Source organism: Streptomyces sp. NPDC002817, from assembly GCF_053592055.1.
The window spans coordinates 1-20,869 of the sequence record NZ_JBSFUY010000046.1; the positions used below are offsets into that span (position 1 = coordinate 1).

Annotated in this window: 19 protein-coding genes; 5 read left to right on the top strand and 14 right to left on the bottom strand. The window is 70.1% G+C overall.

The genetic code is table 11. The features are described from left to right. Positions 1 to 272 precede the first annotated feature (272 nt). Positions 273 to 1,847, bottom strand: coding sequence for an MDR family MFS transporter (locus ACWD3I_RS44450; protein WP_365404518.1), 1,575 nt, complete (start codon positions 1,845 to 1,847; stop codon positions 273 to 275). A 120-nt stretch (positions 1,848 to 1,967) separates the two neighbouring features. Here ACWD3I_RS44450 and ACWD3I_RS44455 point away from each other — a divergent pair, with 120 nt between their 5' ends. After that, positions 1,968 to 2,567, top strand: coding sequence for a TetR/AcrR family transcriptional regulator (locus tag ACWD3I_RS44455; RefSeq protein WP_365404515.1), 600 nt, complete (start codon positions 1,968 to 1,970; stop codon positions 2,565 to 2,567). A gap of 6 nt (positions 2,568 to 2,573) precedes the next feature. Here the strand turns inward: ACWD3I_RS44455 and ACWD3I_RS44460 are convergent, their stop codons facing one another. Next, the gene (locus ACWD3I_RS44460; protein WP_365404512.1) at positions 2,574 to 3,128 is read right to left on the bottom strand and encodes a M23 family metallopeptidase; all 555 of its coding nucleotides are present in this window, start codon (positions 3,126 to 3,128) and stop codon (positions 2,574 to 2,576) included. Positions 3,129 to 3,577: 449 nt separating this feature from the next. Here ACWD3I_RS44460 and ACWD3I_RS44465 point away from each other — a divergent pair, with 449 nt between their 5' ends. Together ACWD3I_RS44465 and ACWD3I_RS44470 are read left to right on the top strand one after the other, a co-directional pair. Continuing rightward, entirely contained in the window at positions 3,578 to 4,174 is a 597-nt protein-coding gene (locus tag ACWD3I_RS44465; protein ID WP_365404509.1) for an HAD family acid phosphatase, read from the top strand. A gap of 61 nt (positions 4,175 to 4,235) precedes the next feature. Then, positions 4,236 to 7,277 carry an NACHT domain-containing protein gene (locus tag ACWD3I_RS44470; RefSeq protein WP_365404524.1) on the top strand — a complete coding sequence of 1,014 codons (3,042 nt, stop codon included), beginning with the start codon at positions 4,236 to 4,238 and terminating at the stop codon, positions 7,275 to 7,277. Between the two features lie 63 nt (positions 7,278 to 7,340). Here ACWD3I_RS44470 and ACWD3I_RS44475 read toward each other — a convergent pair whose 3' ends face one another. Further along, positions 7,341 to 9,866 carry an ATP-dependent Clp protease ATP-binding subunit gene (locus ACWD3I_RS44475; protein ID WP_365404506.1) on the bottom strand — a complete coding sequence of 842 codons (2,526 nt, stop codon included), beginning with the start codon at positions 9,864 to 9,866 and terminating at the stop codon, positions 7,341 to 7,343. Positions 9,867 to 10,296: 430 nt separating this feature from the next. Here ACWD3I_RS44475 and ACWD3I_RS44480 point away from each other — a divergent pair, with 430 nt between their 5' ends. Further along, complete coding sequence (locus ACWD3I_RS44480; protein ID WP_365404503.1) at positions 10,297 to 11,022, top strand: SCO3374 family protein; 726 nt, start codon at positions 10,297 to 10,299, stop codon at positions 11,020 to 11,022. Between the two features lie 9 nt (positions 11,023 to 11,031). On the opposite strand, the gene ACWD3I_RS44485 is transcribed toward ACWD3I_RS44480, so the two are convergent. From ACWD3I_RS44485 to ACWD3I_RS44530, 10 genes are all read right to left on the bottom strand, one after another. Then, a complete protein-coding gene (locus ACWD3I_RS44485; RefSeq protein ID WP_266823828.1) occupies positions 11,032 to 11,367 on the bottom strand; it encodes a histone-like nucleoid-structuring protein Lsr2 in 336 nt (111 codons plus the stop codon). A 225-nt stretch (positions 11,368 to 11,592) separates the two neighbouring features. Continuing rightward, positions 11,593 to 12,141: an amino-acid N-acetyltransferase gene (locus ACWD3I_RS44490; protein ID WP_046263302.1), complete on the bottom strand. Its 549-nt coding sequence runs from the start codon at positions 12,139 to 12,141 to the stop codon at positions 11,593 to 11,595. A gap of 9 nt (positions 12,142 to 12,150) precedes the next feature. Further along, complete coding sequence (locus ACWD3I_RS44495) at positions 12,151 to 12,594, bottom strand: BlaI/MecI/CopY family transcriptional regulator (RefSeq protein WP_266889280.1); 444 nt, start codon at positions 12,592 to 12,594, stop codon at positions 12,151 to 12,153. A gap of 135 nt (positions 12,595 to 12,729) precedes the next feature. Beyond that, positions 12,730 to 12,909: a hypothetical protein gene (locus ACWD3I_RS44500; RefSeq protein ID WP_365404498.1), complete on the bottom strand. Its 180-nt coding sequence runs from the start codon at positions 12,907 to 12,909 to the stop codon at positions 12,730 to 12,732. A gap of 77 nt (positions 12,910 to 12,986) precedes the next feature. Further along, the gene (locus ACWD3I_RS44505; RefSeq protein ID WP_365404521.1) at positions 12,987 to 13,631 is read right to left on the bottom strand and encodes a hypothetical protein; all 645 of its coding nucleotides are present in this window, start codon (positions 13,629 to 13,631) and stop codon (positions 12,987 to 12,989) included. A gap of 124 nt (positions 13,632 to 13,755) precedes the next feature. Continuing rightward, a complete protein-coding gene (locus tag ACWD3I_RS44510; protein WP_046260399.1) occupies positions 13,756 to 14,553 on the bottom strand; it encodes a type III pantothenate kinase in 798 nt (265 codons plus the stop codon). 5 nt (positions 14,554 to 14,558) lie between these two features. Then, positions 14,559 to 15,536: a carboxylating nicotinate-nucleotide diphosphorylase gene (gene nadC / locus ACWD3I_RS44515; RefSeq protein WP_365404495.1), complete on the bottom strand. Its 978-nt coding sequence runs from the start codon at positions 15,534 to 15,536 to the stop codon at positions 14,559 to 14,561. Positions 15,537 to 15,541: 5 nt separating this feature from the next. Continuing rightward, a complete protein-coding gene (locus ACWD3I_RS44520; protein ID WP_365404492.1) occupies positions 15,542 to 17,257 on the bottom strand; it encodes an L-aspartate oxidase in 1,716 nt (571 codons plus the stop codon). Continuing rightward, on the bottom strand, positions 17,254 to 18,255 hold the full coding sequence (gene panC / locus ACWD3I_RS44525) for a pantoate--beta-alanine ligase (RefSeq protein ID WP_365404489.1): 1,002 nt from the start codon (positions 18,253 to 18,255) through the stop codon (positions 17,254 to 17,256). The genes ACWD3I_RS44520 and panC overlap by 4 nt, the downstream gene beginning before the upstream one ends. Next, positions 18,252 to 19,181 (bottom strand): Rossmann-like and DUF2520 domain-containing protein, encoded by a 930-nt coding sequence (locus tag ACWD3I_RS44530; protein ID WP_365404486.1) that lies wholly within the window; start codon positions 19,179 to 19,181, stop codon positions 18,252 to 18,254. The genes panC and ACWD3I_RS44530 overlap by 4 nt, the downstream gene beginning before the upstream one ends. A gap of 173 nt (positions 19,182 to 19,354) precedes the next feature. Between ACWD3I_RS44530 and ACWD3I_RS44535 the strand changes: the two genes are divergently transcribed. After that, the gene (locus ACWD3I_RS44535; RefSeq protein WP_365404483.1) at positions 19,355 to 20,521 is read left to right on the top strand and encodes a threonine aldolase family protein; all 1,167 of its coding nucleotides are present in this window, start codon (positions 19,355 to 19,357) and stop codon (positions 20,519 to 20,521) included. Here the strand turns inward: ACWD3I_RS44535 and ACWD3I_RS44540 are convergent. Next, on the bottom strand, positions 20,511 to 20,726 hold the full coding sequence (locus ACWD3I_RS44540) for a hypothetical protein (RefSeq protein WP_365404480.1): 216 nt from the start codon (positions 20,724 to 20,726) through the stop codon (positions 20,511 to 20,513). The two genes, ACWD3I_RS44535 and ACWD3I_RS44540, sit on opposite strands and share 11 nt — an antisense overlap. Positions 20,727 to 20,869: the final 143 nt, after the last annotated feature.

Genomic DNA, 20,869 nt, shown 5'->3' on the forward strand with positions numbered 1-20,869 from the left:
GCCCGTCCGGCGTCCGAGAACAAGGGCCTGCCATCCCGATCCCCCACCCACCCGCGCCTCCGAGGGCAAGCCCGCACCCTCCAGCCCGTCCGGCGTTTGAGGACGAGGCCCCTCAAGGGCCGACGGGGGGTCTGGGGGCGGAGCCCCCAGGGAGCGGGGTCGAAGGGGCAGCGCCCCTGGAGGATGGGACGGGTAGGGGCGGCGGGGGCGAGGAAACCGCGAAGACCCCCCGGGGCGGACACCAGCCGGGGGGCCTTCAGCTCAGGTTCGGATCAGACGGCCTCGACGACCTGCATCGGCGCCGCCGCCTCCTCCGCCTCGTCCTTCGGCCCCGCCCCCTTCAGCGGAACCTCCTTCACGAACACCGCGGCGACCAACGCCAGCACCGCCACCACAGCCCCCAGCAGGAACGCCGAGTGCGTACCGGCCGACACCGCATGCTGATACGCCTCACGCGCCGCGTCCGGCAGCTTCGCCAGACTCGCCGCGTCCAGCTGCGCGGACGACTCGGTCACCTTCTCCCCGATCGCCCCGCCCCGTTCGGCCATGACGTCCTGGACCCGGCTGTTGAACAGCGCGCCCATGATCGCAACACCGAAGGAGGAACCGAGCGTACGGAAGAGAGTCGTGGACGAGGACGCGACGCCCATGTCCTTCATCTCGACGCTGTTCTGCGCGACCAGCATGGTGATCTGCATCAGACAGCCCATACCGAGTCCGACGACGGCCATGTACACCCCGGACGTGAACCGCGAGGTGTCCGTGTCCATCAGCGACAGCAGGTACAGCCCGACGACCATCAGCACACTGCCGACCACCGGGAACACCTTGTACCGCCCGGTGTTCGTGGTCACGCGCCCCGCCACCATCGACGTCACGAGCATCGCACCGAGCATCGGCAGGAGCAGCAGCCCGGAGTTGGTCGCGGACGCACCCTGCACGGACTGCTGGTACAGCGGCAGGAACAGCGTCGCACCGAACATCACGAACCCGGTGACGAAGCCGATGAGGGACATCAGCGTGAAGTTGCGGCTGCGGAAGATGTGCAGCGGCACCACCGGCTCGGCGGCCTTGGTCTGCCAGAACACGAACCCGATCAGCGCGGCGACACCGATGCCGATGAGCTCCATGATCCGCGCGGAGGACCAGGCGTACTCCGTACCGCCCCACGTGGTGACCAGCACGATCGCAGTGATCCCCACGGTCAGCAGCCCGGCACCGAGGTAGTCGATGCGCGCCTTGGCCCGCTTCTTCGGCAGATGCAGCACGGCGCTGATCGCGGCGAGCGCGACGACACCGAGCGGCAGGTTGATGTAGAAGGCCCAGCGCCAGCCCCAGTGGTCGGTGATGGTGCCGCCGACCAGCGGTCCGCCGATCATGGCGAGCGCCATGACGCCGGCCATCATGCCCTGGTACTTGCCCCGCTCCCGCGGCGGAATGAGATCACCGATGATCGCCATGACACCGACCATCAGACCACCGGCGCCAAGGCCCTGAACGGCCCGGAACCCGATGAGCTGTCCCATGTCCTGGGCCATGCCGCTGAGCGCCGACCCGATCAGGAAGAGCACGATCGACGACATGAAGGCGCCCTTGCGCCCGTACATGTCACCGATCTTCCCCCACAGCGGGGTGGAGGCCGCGGTCGCCAGCGTGTACGCCGTCACGACCCATGACAGATGCTCGAGCCCGCCCAGCTCACCGACGATCGTCGGCATCGCGGTGCCCACGATCATGTTGTCGAGCATCGCCAGCATCATCGTGATCATCAGTGCGAGCAGGACGACCCGCACGCTCTTCGGTTGCTTGCCGTCTTCCGGCTCGGCTGTCGTCTGTGTGTCCGCCATGACTCCCACTCCCCCAGCTACTTACTTGCCGCCCGGCAAGTTGACTACACTGGGGAAGGTAGACCCGTAACTAGCCGGGCGTCAAGTAAGTTTTGGTCAAAGCCAAGGGCTTCACGGAGAATGGGCGGCACCATGGACGGCACCAAGCAGCGGCGCCGCGGGGACACCCGCCAGCGCATCCAGGACGTGGCCCTCGACCTCTTCGCCGAGCAGGGCTACGAGAAGACCTCCCTGCGCGAGATCGCCGAAAGCCTGGACGTCACCAAGGCGGCGCTCTACTACCACTTCAAGACCAAGGAAGAGATCCTGGTCAGCATCTTCGACGATCTGACCCAGCCGATCCTCGACCTGATCGAGTGGGGCAAGCAGCAGCCGCACACCCTGGAGACGAAGCAGGAGATCGTACGGCGCTACAGCGGCATCCTCGCCAACGCCACCCCCCTGTTCCGCTTCATGCAGGAGAACCAGGCGACCGTACGGGAACTGCGGGTCGGCGAGACCTTCAAGGAGCGCATGCAGGGGCTGCGCGACATCATGATCGACCCGAAGGCGGACCTGGTCGACCAGGTCCGCTACACCAGCGCGATCTTCACCCTGCACGCCGGGATGTTCTTCCTCCAGGATCTCGCGGGCGACCCCGAGGACAAGCGCAGGGCGGTCCTGGAGGTGGCGTCGGACCTGGTGACCCAGGCCCACGAAGGCACCCGCAAGAAGCCTTAGACGGCCTTAGACGGTCACGCCCTTGGTGCGCAGGAAGGCGACGGGGTCGATCGCCGAGCCGTAGTTGGCGGTCGTACGGATCTCGAAGTGCAGGTGCGGGCCACTGGAGTTGCCCGTGTTGCCGGACAGGGCGATGCGCTGACCGGTCTTGACGACCTGGCCGACCTTCACGTCGATGCGCGAGAGATGGGCGTACTGCGAGTAGGTCTTGTTGGCGTGCTTGATGACGATGGCATTGCCGTACGCCGACCCGTCACCGGCACCGTTGCCGCCGGCCTTGACGACGGTCCCGCCGTGCGCGGCGAAGACCTGGGTACCGCTGGCCACGGCGAAGTCCTGCCCGCTGTGGGTGGACTGCCACAGGGCACCGGACTGCGCGAAGCTCGCGCTGAGCTTGTACTTCTTCACCGGGTCGACCCAGGAGACGGTCTTGCCGGTCTCCGCGGCCGCCGCGACACCGGTCCCCAGCACGGCCGAGACCCCCAGACCGACGGCCACCACGGCGGCGCGGGTGCGGAGCTTGGACGTACGGGAAGAACGGGACGAAACGCGCTGGGACATCGGAACCTCATGGGGACGGGGACAGAAAAGCCACCCGGCGCACAAGCCGCCGCCGGATGGGGCATCCCTTGGTAACCCCGAGGCCCCAGAAGCCCCAAACCGCTGATCTACGACGGAAGCTAGTACTTCACCCCAAAACTTCCCGCTTCTTGACAGAGCACGTATCTGGAATGAATCAACCCATGACGGCATAACCTGCATAGGAGTTCCGGGACGAAAGTCCTTTTTGTCCAATTCGGGCTTTCCACTATTCACCCTAGTAACGGACAAATCGCCTGTGCGTCATGTCACCGGCCACCGAGGCCCTCGCACCCCCGGCCCCGAAATCATGTGACGCACACCTCTTGGCACTTACCCCCCAGTAACCTTACGGTTCCCCTCGCGCCACCCACGCCAACGAACATGCACCCGACAACGGCAGCGTTACTGACGTGAGAGGACCCCCACAGATGACGAACCGACGCCCCTTGGTGCGCCGTATGGCCGTCACCGCCGTCTCCACGGCGGCCCTCGTGTCGCTGGCCGCCCCGGCCGAGGCCGCGACCACCGAAGACGTCGACTACACCACCTGGCAGCAGGACTGCCGGACGGTCATGGACCAGGCGCTGCCGTACCTGAAGCAGCGGATCGCCGCCGCCAAGCCGGGCGAGAAGCAGGCCATCGTCTTCGACATCGACAACACCACCCTGGAGACCGACTTCGGCTTCAGCTACCCCCAGCCGGCCAACGAGCCGGTCCTGGACGTGGCGGAGTACGCCCAGGACCACGGCGTATCCCTCTTCTTCGTGACGGCCCGCCCCGGCATCATCTACTCGTTCACCGACTACAACCTCGATCACGTCGGCTACGACGTCTCCGGCCTCTACGTCCGCAGCTTCATCGACCTCTTCAAGGACGTCGCCGCCTACAAGACCGCCCAGCGCGTCGCCATCGAGAACAAGGGCTACACGATCATCGCGAACATCGGCAACAGCGCCACCGACCTGTCGGGCGGCCACGCCGAGAAGACGTACAAGCTCCCGGACTACGACGGTCAGCTGTCCTGAGTCTTCCCGCTCGACTCCGGGTAGCCTCACCCTCGTTCGCGTGATCACGGGGGTGGGGCGGATGGATCCGGCGGTACTCGGCAGCAAGCTCGCGTCCGGCCTGGTGGCCTCCCTCGTACGGAAACTCTTCGTAGCGGACGCCCCGGGAGCGGGCCTCGTCGACAAGCCCGTACGCCTGACCGCCCTGGTCTCCTTCCGCGGCGAGAAGCGGACGCTGGGCGAGAAGGAGGTCCGCGCGCTGGCCCGCCGGCTGGTCTCCGGATCGGCGAACCCCCCGGGCGAGCTCCCGTTCCCGGCCGATGAGGAAGCCGCGGTCATCGAGGCCATGACCGCCCGCCTGCTCGCCCTCGGCGACCTGGACATGGACGACGTCCAGGCCGTACGCCTGGGCCACCGCGAACTCGCCAGAAGGCTCCGCGACCAGGCGCCCCCGCCCGTCGGCCTCTCCACCGACGCCGGCTACTTCCTCGACTCCGCGACCGAGTGGGCCTGCCTCCACATCCTGGACTTCTTCACCCGCCGGTCCACCTTCGTAGCCCGCACACTCGTCGAGCAGACCCGCCGCCAGGCCGAACTGATAGCGAAGATCGACGAGTTGATGGCCCGCACGCCCCACCCCGACGCGCAGGACAGCACCTTCGAACGCCGCTATCTCCGTTACGTCGCCGACCGCCACAACCGCATCACCATCTACGGCATCGACCTCCGCGACTCCCCCGACCGCTGGCCGCTCGAAGTGGCCTACCTCAGCCTGGAGGCGACGGCGGTCGAGGAGCGGACGCTGCCCGAGGAACACCCGGCCGGTCCCCTCAGCGTCCAACTCCCCGCCGAGGAAGCCCTGCTGACCCACGACCGCGTCCTGCTGCGCGGCGACGCGGGCTCCGGCAAGACGACGCTGGTGCAATGGCTGGCGGTGACGGCGGCGCGGGAGGGGACACAGGTCCCGTACGTCCTTCCCCTGCGCACGCTGATCCGCGCGGGTTCCCTGCCGGGGCCGTCGGCCTTCCTCGCCTCGGTGAGCTGTCCACTGAGCCCGCCGGACGGCTGGGCCGAGCGCGTCCTGACGGCGGGCAGGGGCCTGGTCCTCGTGGACGGCCTCGACGAGATCCCGTCGGCCGACCGCAACCGCACCCGCGACTGGCTCCAGACCCTCATCCACACCTTCCCGGGCAACAGCTGGCTCCTGACCTCCCGCCCCACCGCCGTACGCCCCGACTGGCTGGCCGGCGAGGGCTTCCGCGAACTGTCCCTGGCTCCGATGCGGCGGTCCGAGGTCGCCACCTTCGTACGCCGCTGGCACACGGCGGCGCAGGCCCCGTCGTACGAAAGCCCCCTGCTGGACTCCCTCCGCACCAAGCGCGACCTGGCCCGCCTCGCCACCAACCCCTTGATGTGCGGCCTGATCTGCGCGCTGCACCAGGAGCGGCGGGGTTATCTCCCCACGGGGCGCAAGGAGTTGTACGACGCCGCTCTGACAATGCTGCTCTCGCGCCGGGACCGGGAACGCGGCATGGGCACCTTCGACGGGGAGGACCTGGGCGAGGAGGCTCAGTTGGAGGTGCTGCAACGCCTGGCGTACGCGCTGGTCCTGAGCGGCCGTACGGAGATGGACGTCGAGACGGCCGAGGGAATCGTGGAGCGCTGCCTGCCGTCGATCGCGGTGCCGGGAGACGCCGGGTCGGTACTGCGGGCGCTGCTGCTGCGCAGCGGGCTGCTCCGCCGGCCGGCCGAGGGGGTCGTCGACTTCGTCCACCGCACCTTCCAGGACTACCTGGGCGCGCGCTACGCCGTGGAGGAGGGCCACCTCGATGTGCTGGTCAGCCATGCCGACGACACCCAGTGGGAGGACGTGATCCGTCTGGCGGTGGCCCACGCCAGGCCCCGGGAACGGGCCTCCCTGCTACGACAGCTGCTGTCCCGCGAGACGCCTCGGCTGACGCTGCTGGCACTGGCCGCCCTGGAGCACGCCACGGCCCTGGACCCAGGGGTGCGGGCGGCCGTGGAGGCGCAGGCGGCCGCGCTGATCCCGCCGCGCACGACGGAGGAGGCGAAGACCCTGGCGGAGGCGGGGCCCCTGGTGCTGGAGCTGCTGCCGGGGCCGGAGGGGCTGACGAGCGCGGAAGCCGTCGGCGTCACGGTCACCGCCTCCCGCCTGGGAGCGGAGGAGCCGGAGGGGGCGCTGGCCGTGCTGCGGCGCTATCGGGAGCATCCTGATCTCGACGTACGGCGCCAGCTCGCGGGGACCTGGCATCGCTTCGACACGGCGGAGTACGCCGTCGAAGTCCTGGCCCATCTGGAACGGGAGGATCTCTTCATCACCTGCGAATCGGCCGAGCAGCGCTCAGCCCTCGCACGGATGCGGCCTTGGCATCACCTCGCCTTCGTGGGCCCGCACCGAATCGAGGAGATGCTGGCCGCGGCGCCGGTGCCCGACGCCGTGACGCAGCTCGACCTGCGCGACAACCCCTTTCTCACCGATGCCGACGCCCTGCTGGGGTTCGGCTCGCTCCGTGATCTGTGGCTGGTGAACTGCCCGGTGGGTGGACTGGACCGACTCACCGCGCTTCCGCTCGACCTGCTCGGCTGCCGCAATGTCGCCGATCTGGCCGGGCTGCGTCAGCTGCGCTCGATGCGCCGCCTCTCCCTCATCCAGGAGCTGCCGGGCACCGACCTCACCGATGTCCTGCCGGTCGACGCCCCGCTGGAGTTTCTCTTCCTGGGCCAGAACACCATCGGCGACACGGGACTGCGCGGACTCCAGCACTGGACCGGTCTGCAGACGCTCAGCCTCGGACCGCTGACCGCGGAACTGACCGACGCCGACTGGCAGTCGGTCATCGAACTGCCCGCACTGGACCGGCTCTATCTGAGCGCGGCGATCATCCGGGACTTCCCGCACTCCGTCGAGGCCATGCCGGAACTGCCCGGCATCGAGGTGTTGCGGGTGATCGAAATGCACGGCGCCGAGGATCTCTCCGCTCTGGTGCCGAAACTGCCGGGGCTGCGCTCGGTGGCCCTCTACAGCAATCTCGGTGATCCCCTGCCCGCCGCCCGCTACGCCGGCCTCTTCCCAGACGCCGAGATCAAGATGTACCCGAGCTGAAAAAGGGACCGCCCCAGAACCGAAGTCCCAGGGCGGCCCCTCTTCCGCGCAATCCCCGAAGGGCTACGCGTCCTTGCTCAGATTCGGCCCAGCCCCACCGGCCGCCTGCTCAATAGGCGGAACATCCGGCAGCGCCGACTTCTCTTCACCACGGAACGTGAAGGTCTGGGTCTCGCCCTCGCCCTCCGTGTCCACGACCACGATGTGACCGGGACGCAGCTCACCGAAGAGGATCTTCTCGGAGAGCGTGTCCTCGATCTCGCGCTGGATGGTGCGACGCAGCGGCCGCGCACCCAGCACCGGGTCGTAACCCTTCTTGGACAGCAGCTCCTTGGCGGACTGGGAGAGCTCGATGCCCATGTCCCGGTCCTTGAGGCGCTCGTCGACCTTGCCGACCATGAGGTCGACGATCCGCAGGATGTCGTCCTGCGTCAGCTGCGGGAAGACGACCACGTCGTCGACGCGGTTGAGGAACTCGGGCCGGAAGTGCTGCTTGAGCTCGTCCGAGACCTTGTTCTTCATGCGCTCGTAGTTGGACTTCTTGTCACCGGAGGCCGCGAAGCCCAGGTTGAAGCCCTTGGAGATGTCCCGGGTGCCGAGGTTGGTCGTCATGATGATGACCGTGTTCTTGAAGTCCACGACCCGGCCCTGGGAGTCGGTCAGACGACCGTCCTCCAGGATCTGGAGCAGCGAGTTGAAGATGTCCGGGTGAGCCTTCTCGACCTCGTCGAAGAGAACCACCGAGAACGGCTTGCGCCGCACCTTCTCCGTCAGCTGGCCGCCCTCTTCGTAGCCCACGTAGCCGGGGGGCGAACCGAAGAGACGCGAGACCGTGTGCTTCTCGCTGAACTCCGACATGTCGAGGGAGATCAGCGCGTCCTCGTCACCGAAGAGGAACTCGGCGAGGGCCTTGGACAGCTCGGTCTTACCGACACCGGAGGGGCCGGCGAAGATGAACGAACCACCGGGACGCTTCGGGTCCTTGAGGCCCGCACGCGTACGACGGATCGCCTTCGACAGCGCCTTGACGGCGTCGACCTGGCCGATGACCCGCTTGTGGAGCTCGTCCTCCATGCGCAGCAGACGCGAGGACTCCTCCTCGGTCAGCTTGAAGACCGGGATGCCGGTGGCGGTCGCGAGGACCTCGGCGATCAGCTCGCCGTCGACCTCGGCGACGACGTCCATGTCGCCGGCCTTCCACTCCTTCTCCCGCTTGGCCTTCGCGGCGAGGAGCTGCTTCTCCTTGTCGCGCAGGGACGCGGCCTTCTCGAAGTCCTGCGAGTCGATCGCGGACTCCTTGTCCCGGCGGACTCCGGCGATCTTCTCGTCGAACTCGCGGAGGTCCGGCGGAGCCGTCATCCGGCGGATGCGCATCCGGGAGCCCGCCTCGTCGATCAGGTCGATCGCCTTGTCGGGGAGGAAGCGGTCCGAGATGTACCGGTCGGCCAGCGTGGCGGCCTGGACCAGCGCCTCGTCCGTGATGGAGACGCGGTGGTGGGCCTCGTACCGGTCACGCAGACCCTTGAGGATCTCGATCGTGTGCGGGAGCGAGGGCTCGGCGACCTGGATGGGCTGGAAGCGGCGCTCGAGGGCCGCGTCCTTCTCCAGGTGCTTGCGGTACTCGTCCAGCGTGGTGGCACCGATGGTCTGCAGCTCGCCGCGGGCCAGCATCGGCTTCAGGATCGAAGCCGCGTCGATGGCGCCCTCGGCGGCACCCGCACCGACCAGCGTGTGCAGCTCGTCGATGAACAGGATGATGTCGCCGCGGGTGCGGATCTCCTTGAGCACCTTCTTCAGGCGCTCCTCGAAGTCACCGCGGTAGCGGGAGCCGGCGACCAGCGCACCGAGGTCGAGGGTGTAGAGGTGCTTGTCCTTGAGGGTCTCGGGCACCTCGCCCTTGACGATGGCCTGGGCGAGGCCCTCGACGACGGCGGTCTTGCCGACGCCGGGCTCACCGATCAGGACCGGGTTGTTCTTGGTGCGGCGGGACAGCACCTGCATGACCCGCTCGATCTCCTTCTCGCGCCCGATGACCGGGTCGAGCTTGGACTCACGAGCGGCCTGGGTGAGGTTCCGGCCGAACTGGTCGAGGACCAGGGACGTCGAGGGGGTGCCCTCGGCAGGCCCGCCGGCGGTGGCGGTCTCCTTGCCCTGGTAGCCGGAGAGCAGCTGGATGACCTGCTGCCGCACCCGGTTGAGATCAGCGCCCAGCTTGACGAGGACCTGGGCTGCGACGCCCTCGCCCTCGCGGATCAGGCCGAGCAGGATGTGCTCCGTGCCGATGTAGTTGTGGCCCAGCTGAAGGGCCTCCCGGAGCGACAGCTCCAGGACCTTCTTGGCACGGGGGGTGAAGGGGATGTGGCCGGACGGGGCCTGCTGCCCCTGCCCGATGATCTCCTCCACCTGCTGGCGGACCGCCTCGAGCGAAATCCCGAGGCTCTCAAGGGCCTTGGCGGCGACACCCTCACCCTCGTGGATCAGGCCCAGGAGGATGTGCTCGGTGCCGATGTAGTTGTGGTTGAGCATCCGGGCTTCTTCCTGAGCCAGGACGACAACCCGCCGCGCGCGGTCGGTGAACCTCTCGAACATCGTTAATCGCTCCTCAGAGCGGTCAGGCAGTGGGGGGAACTTCCCCTCCCTGTCCTTCCGCAGCTTAGTCCCGCAAGCGGGGACCGCTCATTCCAACTGCCGACACCGTCGATGGCCTCCTGACCCCGAACGCCGACATCTGCTCCAACCCGATGGTGCGAGACGATGTTCCCGCAGGCCAGGCAGTTACCCCTACCTCCAGTACGCCGATGGCGAACGTGAGACGTCCTGTCCTGCGTGTCGCCCCCTCCCACTAGGGATGTCTTACCCGCTGGGACTGACACTCCATGCCGAGCGCACCGGTTCCCTCCGCTACGGGCGAACAACCTTGCGCCGCGCCACACCCCCGAACGCCCCCTCTTTCGGAACTCTGCGCTACTGCCAGAACACCCAGCGTAACTCGGGCGTCCTTCCGGAGGTTTCACTTGTCATGGTTGGCACAGTCCCCCCGGTCGTCACGGTCCCCTTCCCCCGCCGGCCGCTCGAGTCGAGCGATCAGGTCCGCCGGTGGTACGAGAACGAACTGGGATGGCCGACCGTGCCCGGGCCCCCGGGCTCTGCGCTGCGGCTTTCCGTGGGCGCGCGCTTCGACGTCCTGGACGTGCCGCTCGAGGCGGGCCGGGCCGGCCTGCGCCATCTGGCGCCGGGCTCCCCGGTGGCCGTGCAGGGCGACCGGATGCGGCTGCTGCTGGCCGCGGGCGGCGCGGACGAGGTGCCCGGGGTGCTGGACTGGCTGGAGTGGGGCGCGCTGCCGCTGGATCTGACGGCGATCGGCGAGGGCGGGGTGATGGACGCACCGCTGCCCCCCGGACCGGGGGCCCCCGCCGAAGGCGTACGGCTTCTTCCCGCGCAGGGATCCGCCGACGTCGTACGGCGCCCTCTCGCGCCCGGGTCCGGCGCCGCGCGGTGTCTTCCCGAGCCGGGCCCTACCGGACCGCGACCGCTTCCCACCGGCCGCTCCGGTGCCTTGCAGGGGGCCGCCGTGTGGCTGCGGCCCCCCGTGCCGGGGTGCGAGGTCGAGACCTCGCTGCCGACGCTGTCGGCCTTGGGGGGCGGTGGGGGCGCCCCCGATCTCGTAAGGCTGCTGGCCACGGTGGCGACGTGCTGCCACCGCCTGCGGCTGCGCGCGTGCGCTCAGCCGCCCGCCTGTTCATAGGCGTCGCGCTCAGGCGTTCGCCTTCTCGTAGGCCTCACGGATGGACGCGGGAACACGGCCGCGGTCATTGACCTCGAGACCGTTCTCCTTCGCCCACGCGCGGATCTGCGCGGTGTCCTGGCTGCCGCCGGAAGTGGCGCGCGCCTTTCCGCGGCCTCCCGCAGCGCGGCCTCCGGTACGACGACCGCCCTTCACGTAAGCCTCGAGAAGGCCTCGGAGCTTGTCCGCATTGGCAGTCGTGAGATCGATCTCGTACGTCTTGCCGTCCAGCGCGAACGTCACGGTCTCGTCCGCCTCGCCGCCGTCGAGGTCGTCGACAAGAAGGACCTGAACCTTCTGTGCCACCGGATTTCCTTTCATCGATAACTTGAGGGACTGGGGTCTGCGGCGTCCGCCGTTTCGCCGCCCCCTGTTATATGCAGTACTGCAGTACGTCGGAAAGCAAACCGCTTTTGCTGGGAAAACACAAACCCCTGGGAGAGACGGACTGGCCACCTCCGGTCCGGAAACGTGCGCGTTTCGGACATAGGGAACCTGGGCAGGGCCGTCCCATGGAATAGGGCATGACGATCACAGATGCAGAAGCATCCGACTGTTGCCCAAGGTGTTCGGTTTCACTCGTTCGAGACCGAGGAACTCCGCGACACCCTCGTCATAGGAACGCAGCAGCTCCGCGTAGACATCGGTGTCGACCGGAGTCTCGCCGATCTCGACGAAGCCGTGCTTGCCGAAGAAGTCCACTTCGAAGGTCAGACAGAAAACCCGGCGAACACCGAGCCAGCGCGCGGTGTGCAGCAACTTCTCCAGCAACTGATGGCCGACACCGGCGCCCTTCAGTCCGAGCTTCACGGCGAGAGTGCGCACTTCAGCGAGGTCTTCCCACATGACGTGCAGTGCGCCGCAGCCGACCACCTCGCCGTTGTCATCGCGTTCGGCGACCCAGAACTCCTGGATGTCCTCGTAAAGCGTCACGGTGGCTTTGTCGAGCAGGATGCGGGCGCGGACGTACTCGTCGAGGAGACTGCGTACGGCCGGGACATCGCTGGTGCGGGCCCGCCGGACCGTGATGGCTTTTGCGCTGACTTCGGGACTCCGCGCGGACGAGCTCTCTGCTGACATGTGCGGACGCTATCGCCCGTCGCCCTCCGGTGCCGAGCCGGGGTTCTCACGGCCGGTTTCGGCAGCGGTATCCCGTGGGGCTTCGACGGTTTCCGGTCCTTGGACGATGTGTACGGCGTCCCGCAGCGACTGTCGCTGTTCCTCGCTCATCATGCCGAAGAACGCGACGAGAGCGGCGGCGGGGTTGTCACTCTGCGACCAGGCGTCGTTCATCAGCGCCGCTGCGTAGGCGGCCCGGGTGGAGACGGCTTCATATCGATAGGCACGCCCTTCGGCCTCCCGTCGCACCCAACCCTTCTGATGGAGATTGTCCAAAACGGTCATCACCGTGGTGTAGGCGATGGACCGTTCCTGTTGAAGGTCTTCCAGGACTTCTCGAACGGTCACCGGGCGGTTCCACTTCCACACCCGCGTCATGACCGAGTCTTCGAGTTCTCCCAATGGGCGAGGCACAGCTCAGCACAATAGTGGGAGAAACCGCCATTGGCCTGCCGGACGTGCGGTTAACCGGCAAACAGCAACAAAAAGGGCGTACGACTCGGAAGGCGAGAGAGTCGTACGCCGGTGAGGGTGCGGTGGCCGGGAGGCTCAGGCGTCGCTGCGCGCGGAGGACTGCTTGGTGCCCTCCACGCGCGCGAGGGCGGCGTCGACGGCCGCGTCCTCCTTGGCCTTGTTGGCCCCGCCCTGGGTCTTCACGATCACCCTGATCACGCCGATGAAGAACACGGCCATGACGACCGGGGGCACGAGCGCGGAGACGTAGTCCATGCGTCCAGGGTAGCCACGGGCCGGACGCGGGCGGGGCCGGGGGTGCGTGCGGGCCCGGGGACGGGCCCGGGCGCGGCTCAGCCCGCGGCGAGCTGCTGCGGCGGGTTCGAGGGTGGCGGGGCCGGCTTGCGACGGGGGAAGACCTCGCCGGGGGTGGGGATGGGGCGCGCGGGGGCCGGCTTGGGGGTGGCCGGTTTCTCCATGGGCTTCTTCTCCGGCTGCTCGGGCTTCTCGGCGGACTCCGCGGCAAGGTTCTCGTCGGCGCTCGGGGAGCGGTCCGAAAGACCCCCGGGAAGGGCCAGGAGGCGGGTACGGGAGGCCGGGACGGCCGGGGTGGTCCGGCGGGCCGTCCCGCGCGCGAGACGGGCGCGTACGCCCTGCTCGGCGAGGACCAGACAGCGATCGAGCAGGGCCGCCGCGACGGGGTTGCCGCGCAGGGCCCGCAGGGCGGCGAGGTCGTCGACCTCCGGGCGGTACCCGGCGCTCAGCGCCTCCTCCAGGAGGGCGAGGTAGCCGGCGGCGGTGCCGGGCAGGGCGGCGCGGTACCGGGCGAGGTCGGCCACCAGGAAGGCACGCAGCCGGGCGCCCTCGCGCATCGCCTCGTCGAGGGAGTCGGCTAGGCGGAGACAGTCCTGAACGTCCTCGGCCGAGGCGGTTCGGGGGTGAAGGGCAAGAGCGAGAGCGCGGCGGAGCACACGCAGCTCCTCCACACCGAACGCCATGCCGCCGCGGGATCCGTATGGCGTGGGCATGCGGCGACAGTACGCGCTAATCAGACAAACTCGACATAGGGCGGGCGGGTGTGGCGCGCGGCGCCACCCGGCCGGACGCGCTGCCCGCCCCGTCTCACATGCGCGACACGTTGCGTTCGTACACCAGCCGCAGCCCCACCAGCGTCAGCCACGGCTCGTGCTCGTCGATCACCGAGGACTCGCCCAGCACCATCGGGGCCAGGCCGCCCGTGGCGATGACCGTCACGTCGTCCGGGTTCTCCGCGAGTTCGCGGGCCATGCGCTCGACGACCCCGTCGACCTGCCCGGCGAACCCGTAGATGATCCCGGACTGCATCGCCTCGACGGTGTTCTTGCCGATCACGCTCCGCGGCCGGGCCACCTCGATCTTCCGCAGCTGCGCGCCCCGCACCCCGAGCGCCTCCACGGAGATCTCGATGCCGGGCGCGATGACGCCGCCGACGTACTCCCCGCGCGCGGACACCGCGTCGAACGTCGTCGCCGTACCGAAGTCGACGACGATCGCCGGACCGCCGTACAGCTCGACCGCCGCGACCGCGTTGATGATGCGGTCGGCGCCGACCTCCTTGGGGTTGTCGGTGAGGATCGGCACGCCCGTCTTGACGCCCGGCTCCACCAGCACCGCGGGCACGTCGCCGTAGTACCGCCGCGTCACCTCGCGCAGCTCGTGCAGCACCGAGGGCACCGTCGCGCAGATCGCGATGCCGTCGATACCGTCGCCCAGTTCCTCGCCGAGCAGCGGGTGCATGCCCATGAGGCCCTGCAGCAGGACGGCCAGCTCGTCGGCCGTGCGGCGCGCGTCCGTGGAGATGCGCCAGTGCTCGACGATCTCCTCGCCGTCGAACAGGCCGAGGACGGTGTGCGTGTTTCCTACGTCGATCGTGAGCAGCATCGCGACTACTCCGCCTCACGCAGGTCGAGGCCGATGTCCAGGATCGGCGAGGAGTGGGTGAGTGCGCCCACCGCCAGGTAGTCGACGCCGGTGTCGGCGTACACGCGCGCGTTGTCCAGCGTCAGCCGGCCCGACGCCTCCAGCGCCGCCCGGCCGTGCACCAGCTCCACCGCCTCATCGCACTCCCCCGGCGTGAAGTTGTCCAGCAGGATCAGGTCCGCGCCCGCGTCCACGACCTCGCGCAGTTGGTGCAGGGTGTCGACCTCGACCTCGATCGGCACGTCCGGGAAGGTCTCGCGGACGGCCTTGAAGGCCTGCGCGACGCCGCCGGCGGCCACCACGTGGTTGTCCTTGACGAGCGCCGCGTCGGAGAGCGACATGCGGTGGTTGACCCCGCCGCCGCACCGCACCGCGAACTTCTCCAGCGACCTGAGGCCGGGCGTCGTCTTCCGCGTGTCACGCACGCGTGCCTTGGTGCCCTCCAGCGCGTCCGCCCACGCACGCGTGGCGGTCGCGATGCCGGACAGCCGGCACAGCAGGTTCAGCGCGCTGCGCTCGGCGGTGAGCAGGTCACGCGTGCGCGTGGTGACCGACAGGAGCTTCTGCCCGGCCTCCACCCGATCGCCGTCCTCTACGTGCCGCTCGACCTCGAACTCGTCCTCGCAGACCACCGAGACGACCGCCTCGGCGACCCGGAGGCCGGCCACGACGCCCGCCTCGCGCGCGACGAAGTCGGCGGTGGCGACGGCGTCCTCGGGGATGGTCGCGACCGTCGTCACGTCCACGCCGTGGTCGAGGTCCTCCTGGATGGCCACGTTGGCGATGTCCTCGACCTCCACGGGGTCGAGCCCCGCGTCGGCCAGGAGCTGGGCGAGCGCGGGATCGAGCCCGCACTCCAGGTACTCCTCGCCGCCGTCTGCGCCACAGGCGCAGCCGTCGCCGCAGCCGCCGGTCTCAGCGAGGGGAAGGTCGGGGGTGCTCACGTCTGTCACTGCTCCTGAAGGGGCTGCCGGGTCGGGGGGAAGTCTGCGGTATCGGTGGTGTGTACGGCGAGTGTGCGGTCCGGATTCAGCCGTACGACGATGTGACGACGCCATGCGGTGTCGTCGCGGTCGGGGCGGTCCTCGCGCCAGTGGCAGCCGCGCGTCTCTTCACGCACGCGTGCGGCGGCGACCAGGACGCGGGCCACGCACAGGAGGTTGGTGGCCTCCCAGGTGTCGACACCGGGCTCGGCCGTCTTGCCGTTCTCGGTGAGGGCGTCGCGGGCGTCGGTGTGCAGTTGCTGGAGCTGTTCGGCGGCCTTCTCCAGGGAGTCCGCCGAGCGCAGGACGCCGGCGCCGTTCGTCATGGCCCGCTGGATCGCGAACCTGGCCTCGGGCGACTGCAGGGGGTGCGCGGGGGTCTCGGGGCGCTCGACCGGTGCGGGCACGGGCGCGTGGAGGCCGTTGGCCGCGTGGACGGCGGCGATGTCCTCCACGATGCGCTCGGCGTAGACGAGGCCCTCCAGGAGGGAGTTGGAGGCGAGGCGGTTCGCGCCGTGCACGCCGGTGCAGGCGACCTCGCCGCACGCGTACAGGCCCGGGACGGTCGTACGGCCCTGGGAGTCGGTGCGCACGCCGCCGGAGGCGTAGTGGGCGGCCGGGGCTATCGGGATGGGCTCGGTGACCGGGTCGATGCCGTGGGCGCGGCAGGCGGCGAGGATCGTCGGGAAACGGTGCGCCCACATGGCGGCGCCGAAGTGCCGGGCGTCGAGGAACATGTGCTCGACGTCCTGTTCCTGCATGCGGCGCATGATGCCCTTGGCGACGATGTCCCGGGGCGCGAGCTCGGCCAGCTCGTGCTGCCCGACCATGAAGCGCACTCCGCCGGCGTCGACCAGGTGGGCGCCCTCGCCGCGTACCGCCTCGGAGACGAGGGGCTGCTGGCCCTCGGCGTCCGGGCCGAGGAAGAGCACGGTGGGGTGGAACTGGACGAACTCCAGGTCGCTCACCTCGGCGCCCGCGCGCAGGGCGAGTGCCACACCGTCGCCCGTGGACACGGACGGGTTGGTGGTCGCGGAGAAGACCTGGCCCATGCCGCCGGTCGCGAGGACGACCGCGGGGGCGTGCACGGCTCCCACGCCGTCGTGCTGGCCCTCGCCCATGACGTGCAGCGAGACGCCCGCCGTACGGCCGTCGGCGTCCGTCAGGAGGTCCAGGACGAGCGCGTTCTCGATCGTGCGCAGTCCACGCGCACGTACCGCCTCGACGAGCGCCCGGGAGATCTCCGCGCCGGTCGCGTCGCCCCCGGCGTGCGCGATGCGGCGGCGGTGGTGGCCGCCCTCGCGGGTGAGCTCCAGGCCGCCTTCCTCGGACTCGTCGAAGTGCGCGCCGGTCTCGATGAGCCGGTGCACGGCGTCCGGGCCCTCGGTGACGAGGATCCGTACCGCGTCCTCGTCGCACAGGCCCGCGCCCGCGACCAGGGTGTCGTCGAGGTGCTGTTCGGGGGTGTCGCCCTCGCCGAGCGCCGCGGCGATGCCGCCCTGCGCCCAGCGGGTGGAGCCGTCGTCGAGGCGGGCCTTGGTGACGACGACCGTCCGCAGGCCGGCGGCCTCGCAGCGCAGGGCCGCGGTGAGGCCCGCGACGCCGGAGCCCACGACCACGACGTCCGCGTCGATCGACCATCCGGGCGCGGGCGCGTGCAGACGTATGCCTGTGCTGGTCACGAGGCGGCTCCGAGGGTTCCGAAGGTGAGGGGGAGGTTGTCGATCAGCCGGGTGGTGCCGACCCGGGCGGCGACGGCGAGGACGGCCTCGCCGTCGAAGTCGTCGTCGATCTCCGAGAAGTCCGAGGGGTCGACCAGCGCGAGGTAGTCCAGGGCGATGGGCGGGTCCAGGCGGGCGGCCTCGTCGAGGACCAGGCGCGCGGCCGCGCGGACGGCCGAGGGGGCGCCCGGAAGCGCCTTCGCGACGGCGTGCGCGTCGGCGGCCGCTCGGGACTCCCCTATGGCGCTGAGCGCCTCGGCACGCGCGTGCGTGGCGGGCACTTCGCGTGCCCGCGCGCGCAGTGCCTCCTGTGCCGCGTGCCGGTCGCGGCCCGCGAACAGCGCCTGGGACAGCGCGAGCGCGGTGCGCCGCTCCTTGGCGGAGAGGTAGCGGTTGCGGCTGGACAGGGCCAGGCCGTCGTCCTCGCGGACGGTCGGTACGCCGACGATCTCGACGCCGAAGTTCAGGTCCCGCACCATGCGCCGGATCAGGGCGAGCTGCTGGGCGTCCTTCTGGCCGTACAGGGCGACGTCGGGCCGGGTGAGATGCAGCAGCTTGGCGACGACGGTGAGCATGCCGTCGAAGTGCCCCGGGCGCGAGGAGCCCTCCAGGCGCTCTCCCATGGGGCCCGCGCTGACGCGGACCTGGGGCTCGCCGCCGGGGTAGACCTCGTCGGCGGAGGGCGCGAACACGGCGTCCGCGCCCGCCTGTTCGGCGATCTTGATGTCGGCGTCGAGGGTGCGCGGGTAGCGGTCGAGGTCCTCGCCCTCCCCGAACTGCAGGGGGTTCACGAAGACGGTGACGACCACCTCGCCCTCGGGGCCGGCGATCTCGCGCGCGGTGCGGATCAGGGTGGCGTGCCCCTCGTGCAGGGCGCCCATGGTCATCACGACGGCACGGCGGCCGTGGCGTACGCGCGCGTGGAGCTCGTCGGCGGTGCGCAGCAGGGTGGTGGTCATCCGGCATCTCCCTTGGTGCCGTCGGTCCCGTTGGCGAGTACCCCGAGAAGGTCCTCGGCGAGCTCGGGCTTCAGCAGCCCGTGGGCGAGCGCCCGGTCGGCGGTCGCGCGTGCCATCGCCAGATAGCCGGCGACGGTCTGCGGGGCGTGCTTGCGCAGCTCGGTGACGTGCGCGGCAACGGTGCCCGCGTCCCCGCGCGCGACGGGGCCGGTGAGGGCCGCGTCGCCGGAGCGCAGGGCGTTGTCGAGGGCGGCGCCGAGCAGCGGGCCGAGCATCCGGTCCGGGGCCTCGACACCCGCCTCGCGCAGCAGCTCCATGGACTGGGCCACCAGGGTGACGAGGTGGTTGGCACCGAGCGCGAGGGCCGCGTGGTAGAGCGGGCGCCGCTCCTCGGCGATCCACTCGGGCTCGCCGCCCATCTCGATGACGAGGGCCTCGGCGGCCAGTCGCAGCTGGTCGGGCGCGGTGACCCCGAAGGAGCAGCCGGCGAGGCGCTGGACGTCGACCGGGGTGCCGGTGAAGGTCATCGCGGGGTGCAGGGCCAGCGGCAGCGCGCCCGCGCGCAGGGCGGGGTCCAGGACCTTCGTGCCGTACCGCCCGGAGGTGTGCACCAGCAGCTGTCCCGGCCGTACGGACCCGGTCTCGACGAGGCCCTCCACGAGGCCGGGCAGGGTGTCGTCGGGGACCGTCAGCAGTACCAGGTCGGCGCGCTCCAGGACCTCGGCGGGCGGCACGAGCGGCACGTCCGGGAGCAGCTGCGCGGCCCGCCTGCGGGAGGCGTCGGAAACCCCGGAGACGGCCACCGGACGGTGCCCGGCGAGCTGGAGGGAAGCGGCCAGCGCGGGTCCCACCCGGCCGGCGCCGACGACGCCGACGGTGAGCCGCGCGGGGCGGTCCTTGGGGTCTGGCAGTTGGCTTGTACTCACGCGACGGCGGCCTTCCCGTTCCAGTCCGCTCCGGGTACCGGACGATTTCTCGTCATGTTAACGCGATTGGTTCGAGGGGCGTTCGGTTGTCCACAGGCTGTGGGTTGTCGCGGGCCGTCCGCGCACGGAAAAGGCGGTGCCCGCGGGAAGGGGCGCGCGGGATGATCCAGGGCATGAGCGATGCTGCGGAACAGGTTGAAGAGCAGTCGGCGGAGGAGCAGTTGCGGGAGCGGCGCCGGGACGCCCTGCGAGCGGCGCGGCGTGTCCTGTGGCGCGGAGGACTCAGCGGCACGATCCGGCAGCGGCTCGCGTCGCTCGCGGAGGCCGCGCCCGAGGTGTACGACGTGGACGAGTCCGCGGACATCTACGGGAACGGGGTCGTGGCGGCCCTGGAGGAGCGTGTCGCGAACGTGCTGGGCAAGGAGGCCGCCGCGTTCTTCCCCACGGGCACGATGGCCCAGCAGGTCGCCCTGCGCTGCTGGGCGGGCCGCACCGGCAACCAGATGGTCGCCCTGCACGCCCTGGCCCACCCCGAAGTCCACGAGCGGCATGCCTTCGCCCAGGTCAGCGGATTGCGTCCGGTGCGCCTGACCAGCGAGCCCCGGCTGCCCACCGCCGACGAGGTACGCGACTTCGAGGAGCCCTATGGCGCGCTGATGCTCGAGTTGCCCCTCAGGGACGCCGGATTCCTCCTGCCGACCTGGGAGGAGCTCACCGGGATCGTGGAGGCGGCGCGCGAGCGGGACGCGGTGGTGCACTTCGACGGCGCGCGCCTGTGGGAGACCACCGTCCACTTCGGCCGCCCCCTGGACGAGATCGCGGGCCTGGCGGACAGCGTCTACGTGTCGTTCTACAAGTCCCTCGACGGTTTCGCCGGCGCCGCGCTCGCCGGTCCGAAGACGCTGGTGGAGGAGGCGAAGACCTGGCGCCACCGGTACGGCGGGATGGCCTTCCAGCAGTTCCCCACCGCGCTGTCTGCGCTCGTCGGCCTGGAACGGGAGCTGCCCAGGCTGCCGGAGTACGTCCGCCACGCGCGCGTGGTGGCCGCCGCGCTGCGGGAGGGGTTCGCCGAGGCGGGTGTGGCATGGGCGCGCGTGCACCCCGAGGAGCCGCACACCCACCAGTTCCAGGTCTGGCTGCCGTACGACGCCGACGTGCTGCTGGAGGCGGCGGTGCGGCAGGCGGAGGAGACGGGGACGTATCTGTTCACCGGCTACTGGGACCGCGGCGGGCCGGGTCTGGCCCTCGCCGAGGTCACCGTCGGCGCCGCGGGCCTGGAGTGGACGGCCGGCGACGTGAAGGCGGCGGTGGCGGACTTCGTGGCCCGGCTCAGCGGCTAGGCCGCGGCCGCCGGTGCAGCCGACGTCCCAGGGCCTGCCGTATCCGCCGGTGGGCCGGCCGCCCGGCGAGCACCGCCCGGAACCGCCGGTGGTCGCGCAGTTCGCGCAGGACCTGCCAGTCGTGCGTACCGGGCGCGGGCGGGGCGGGCTGTCCGAGGCGCTGGGCACGGTAGGTGTCGAGGAGGTACTGCTGGGTGAGGCTCATGGCGTATCGCCTTCTCGGGTCGCTGTCCGATGGGCCGGGCTCGGCGGCTGCCCCCGTGATCCCAGGTTGCGCCGGTACGGCGGTCACGTCGCGCCGATTGACGGCGGCCGTCAATCGGGGGCGGCGTTGTCAGTGGCGGGGTG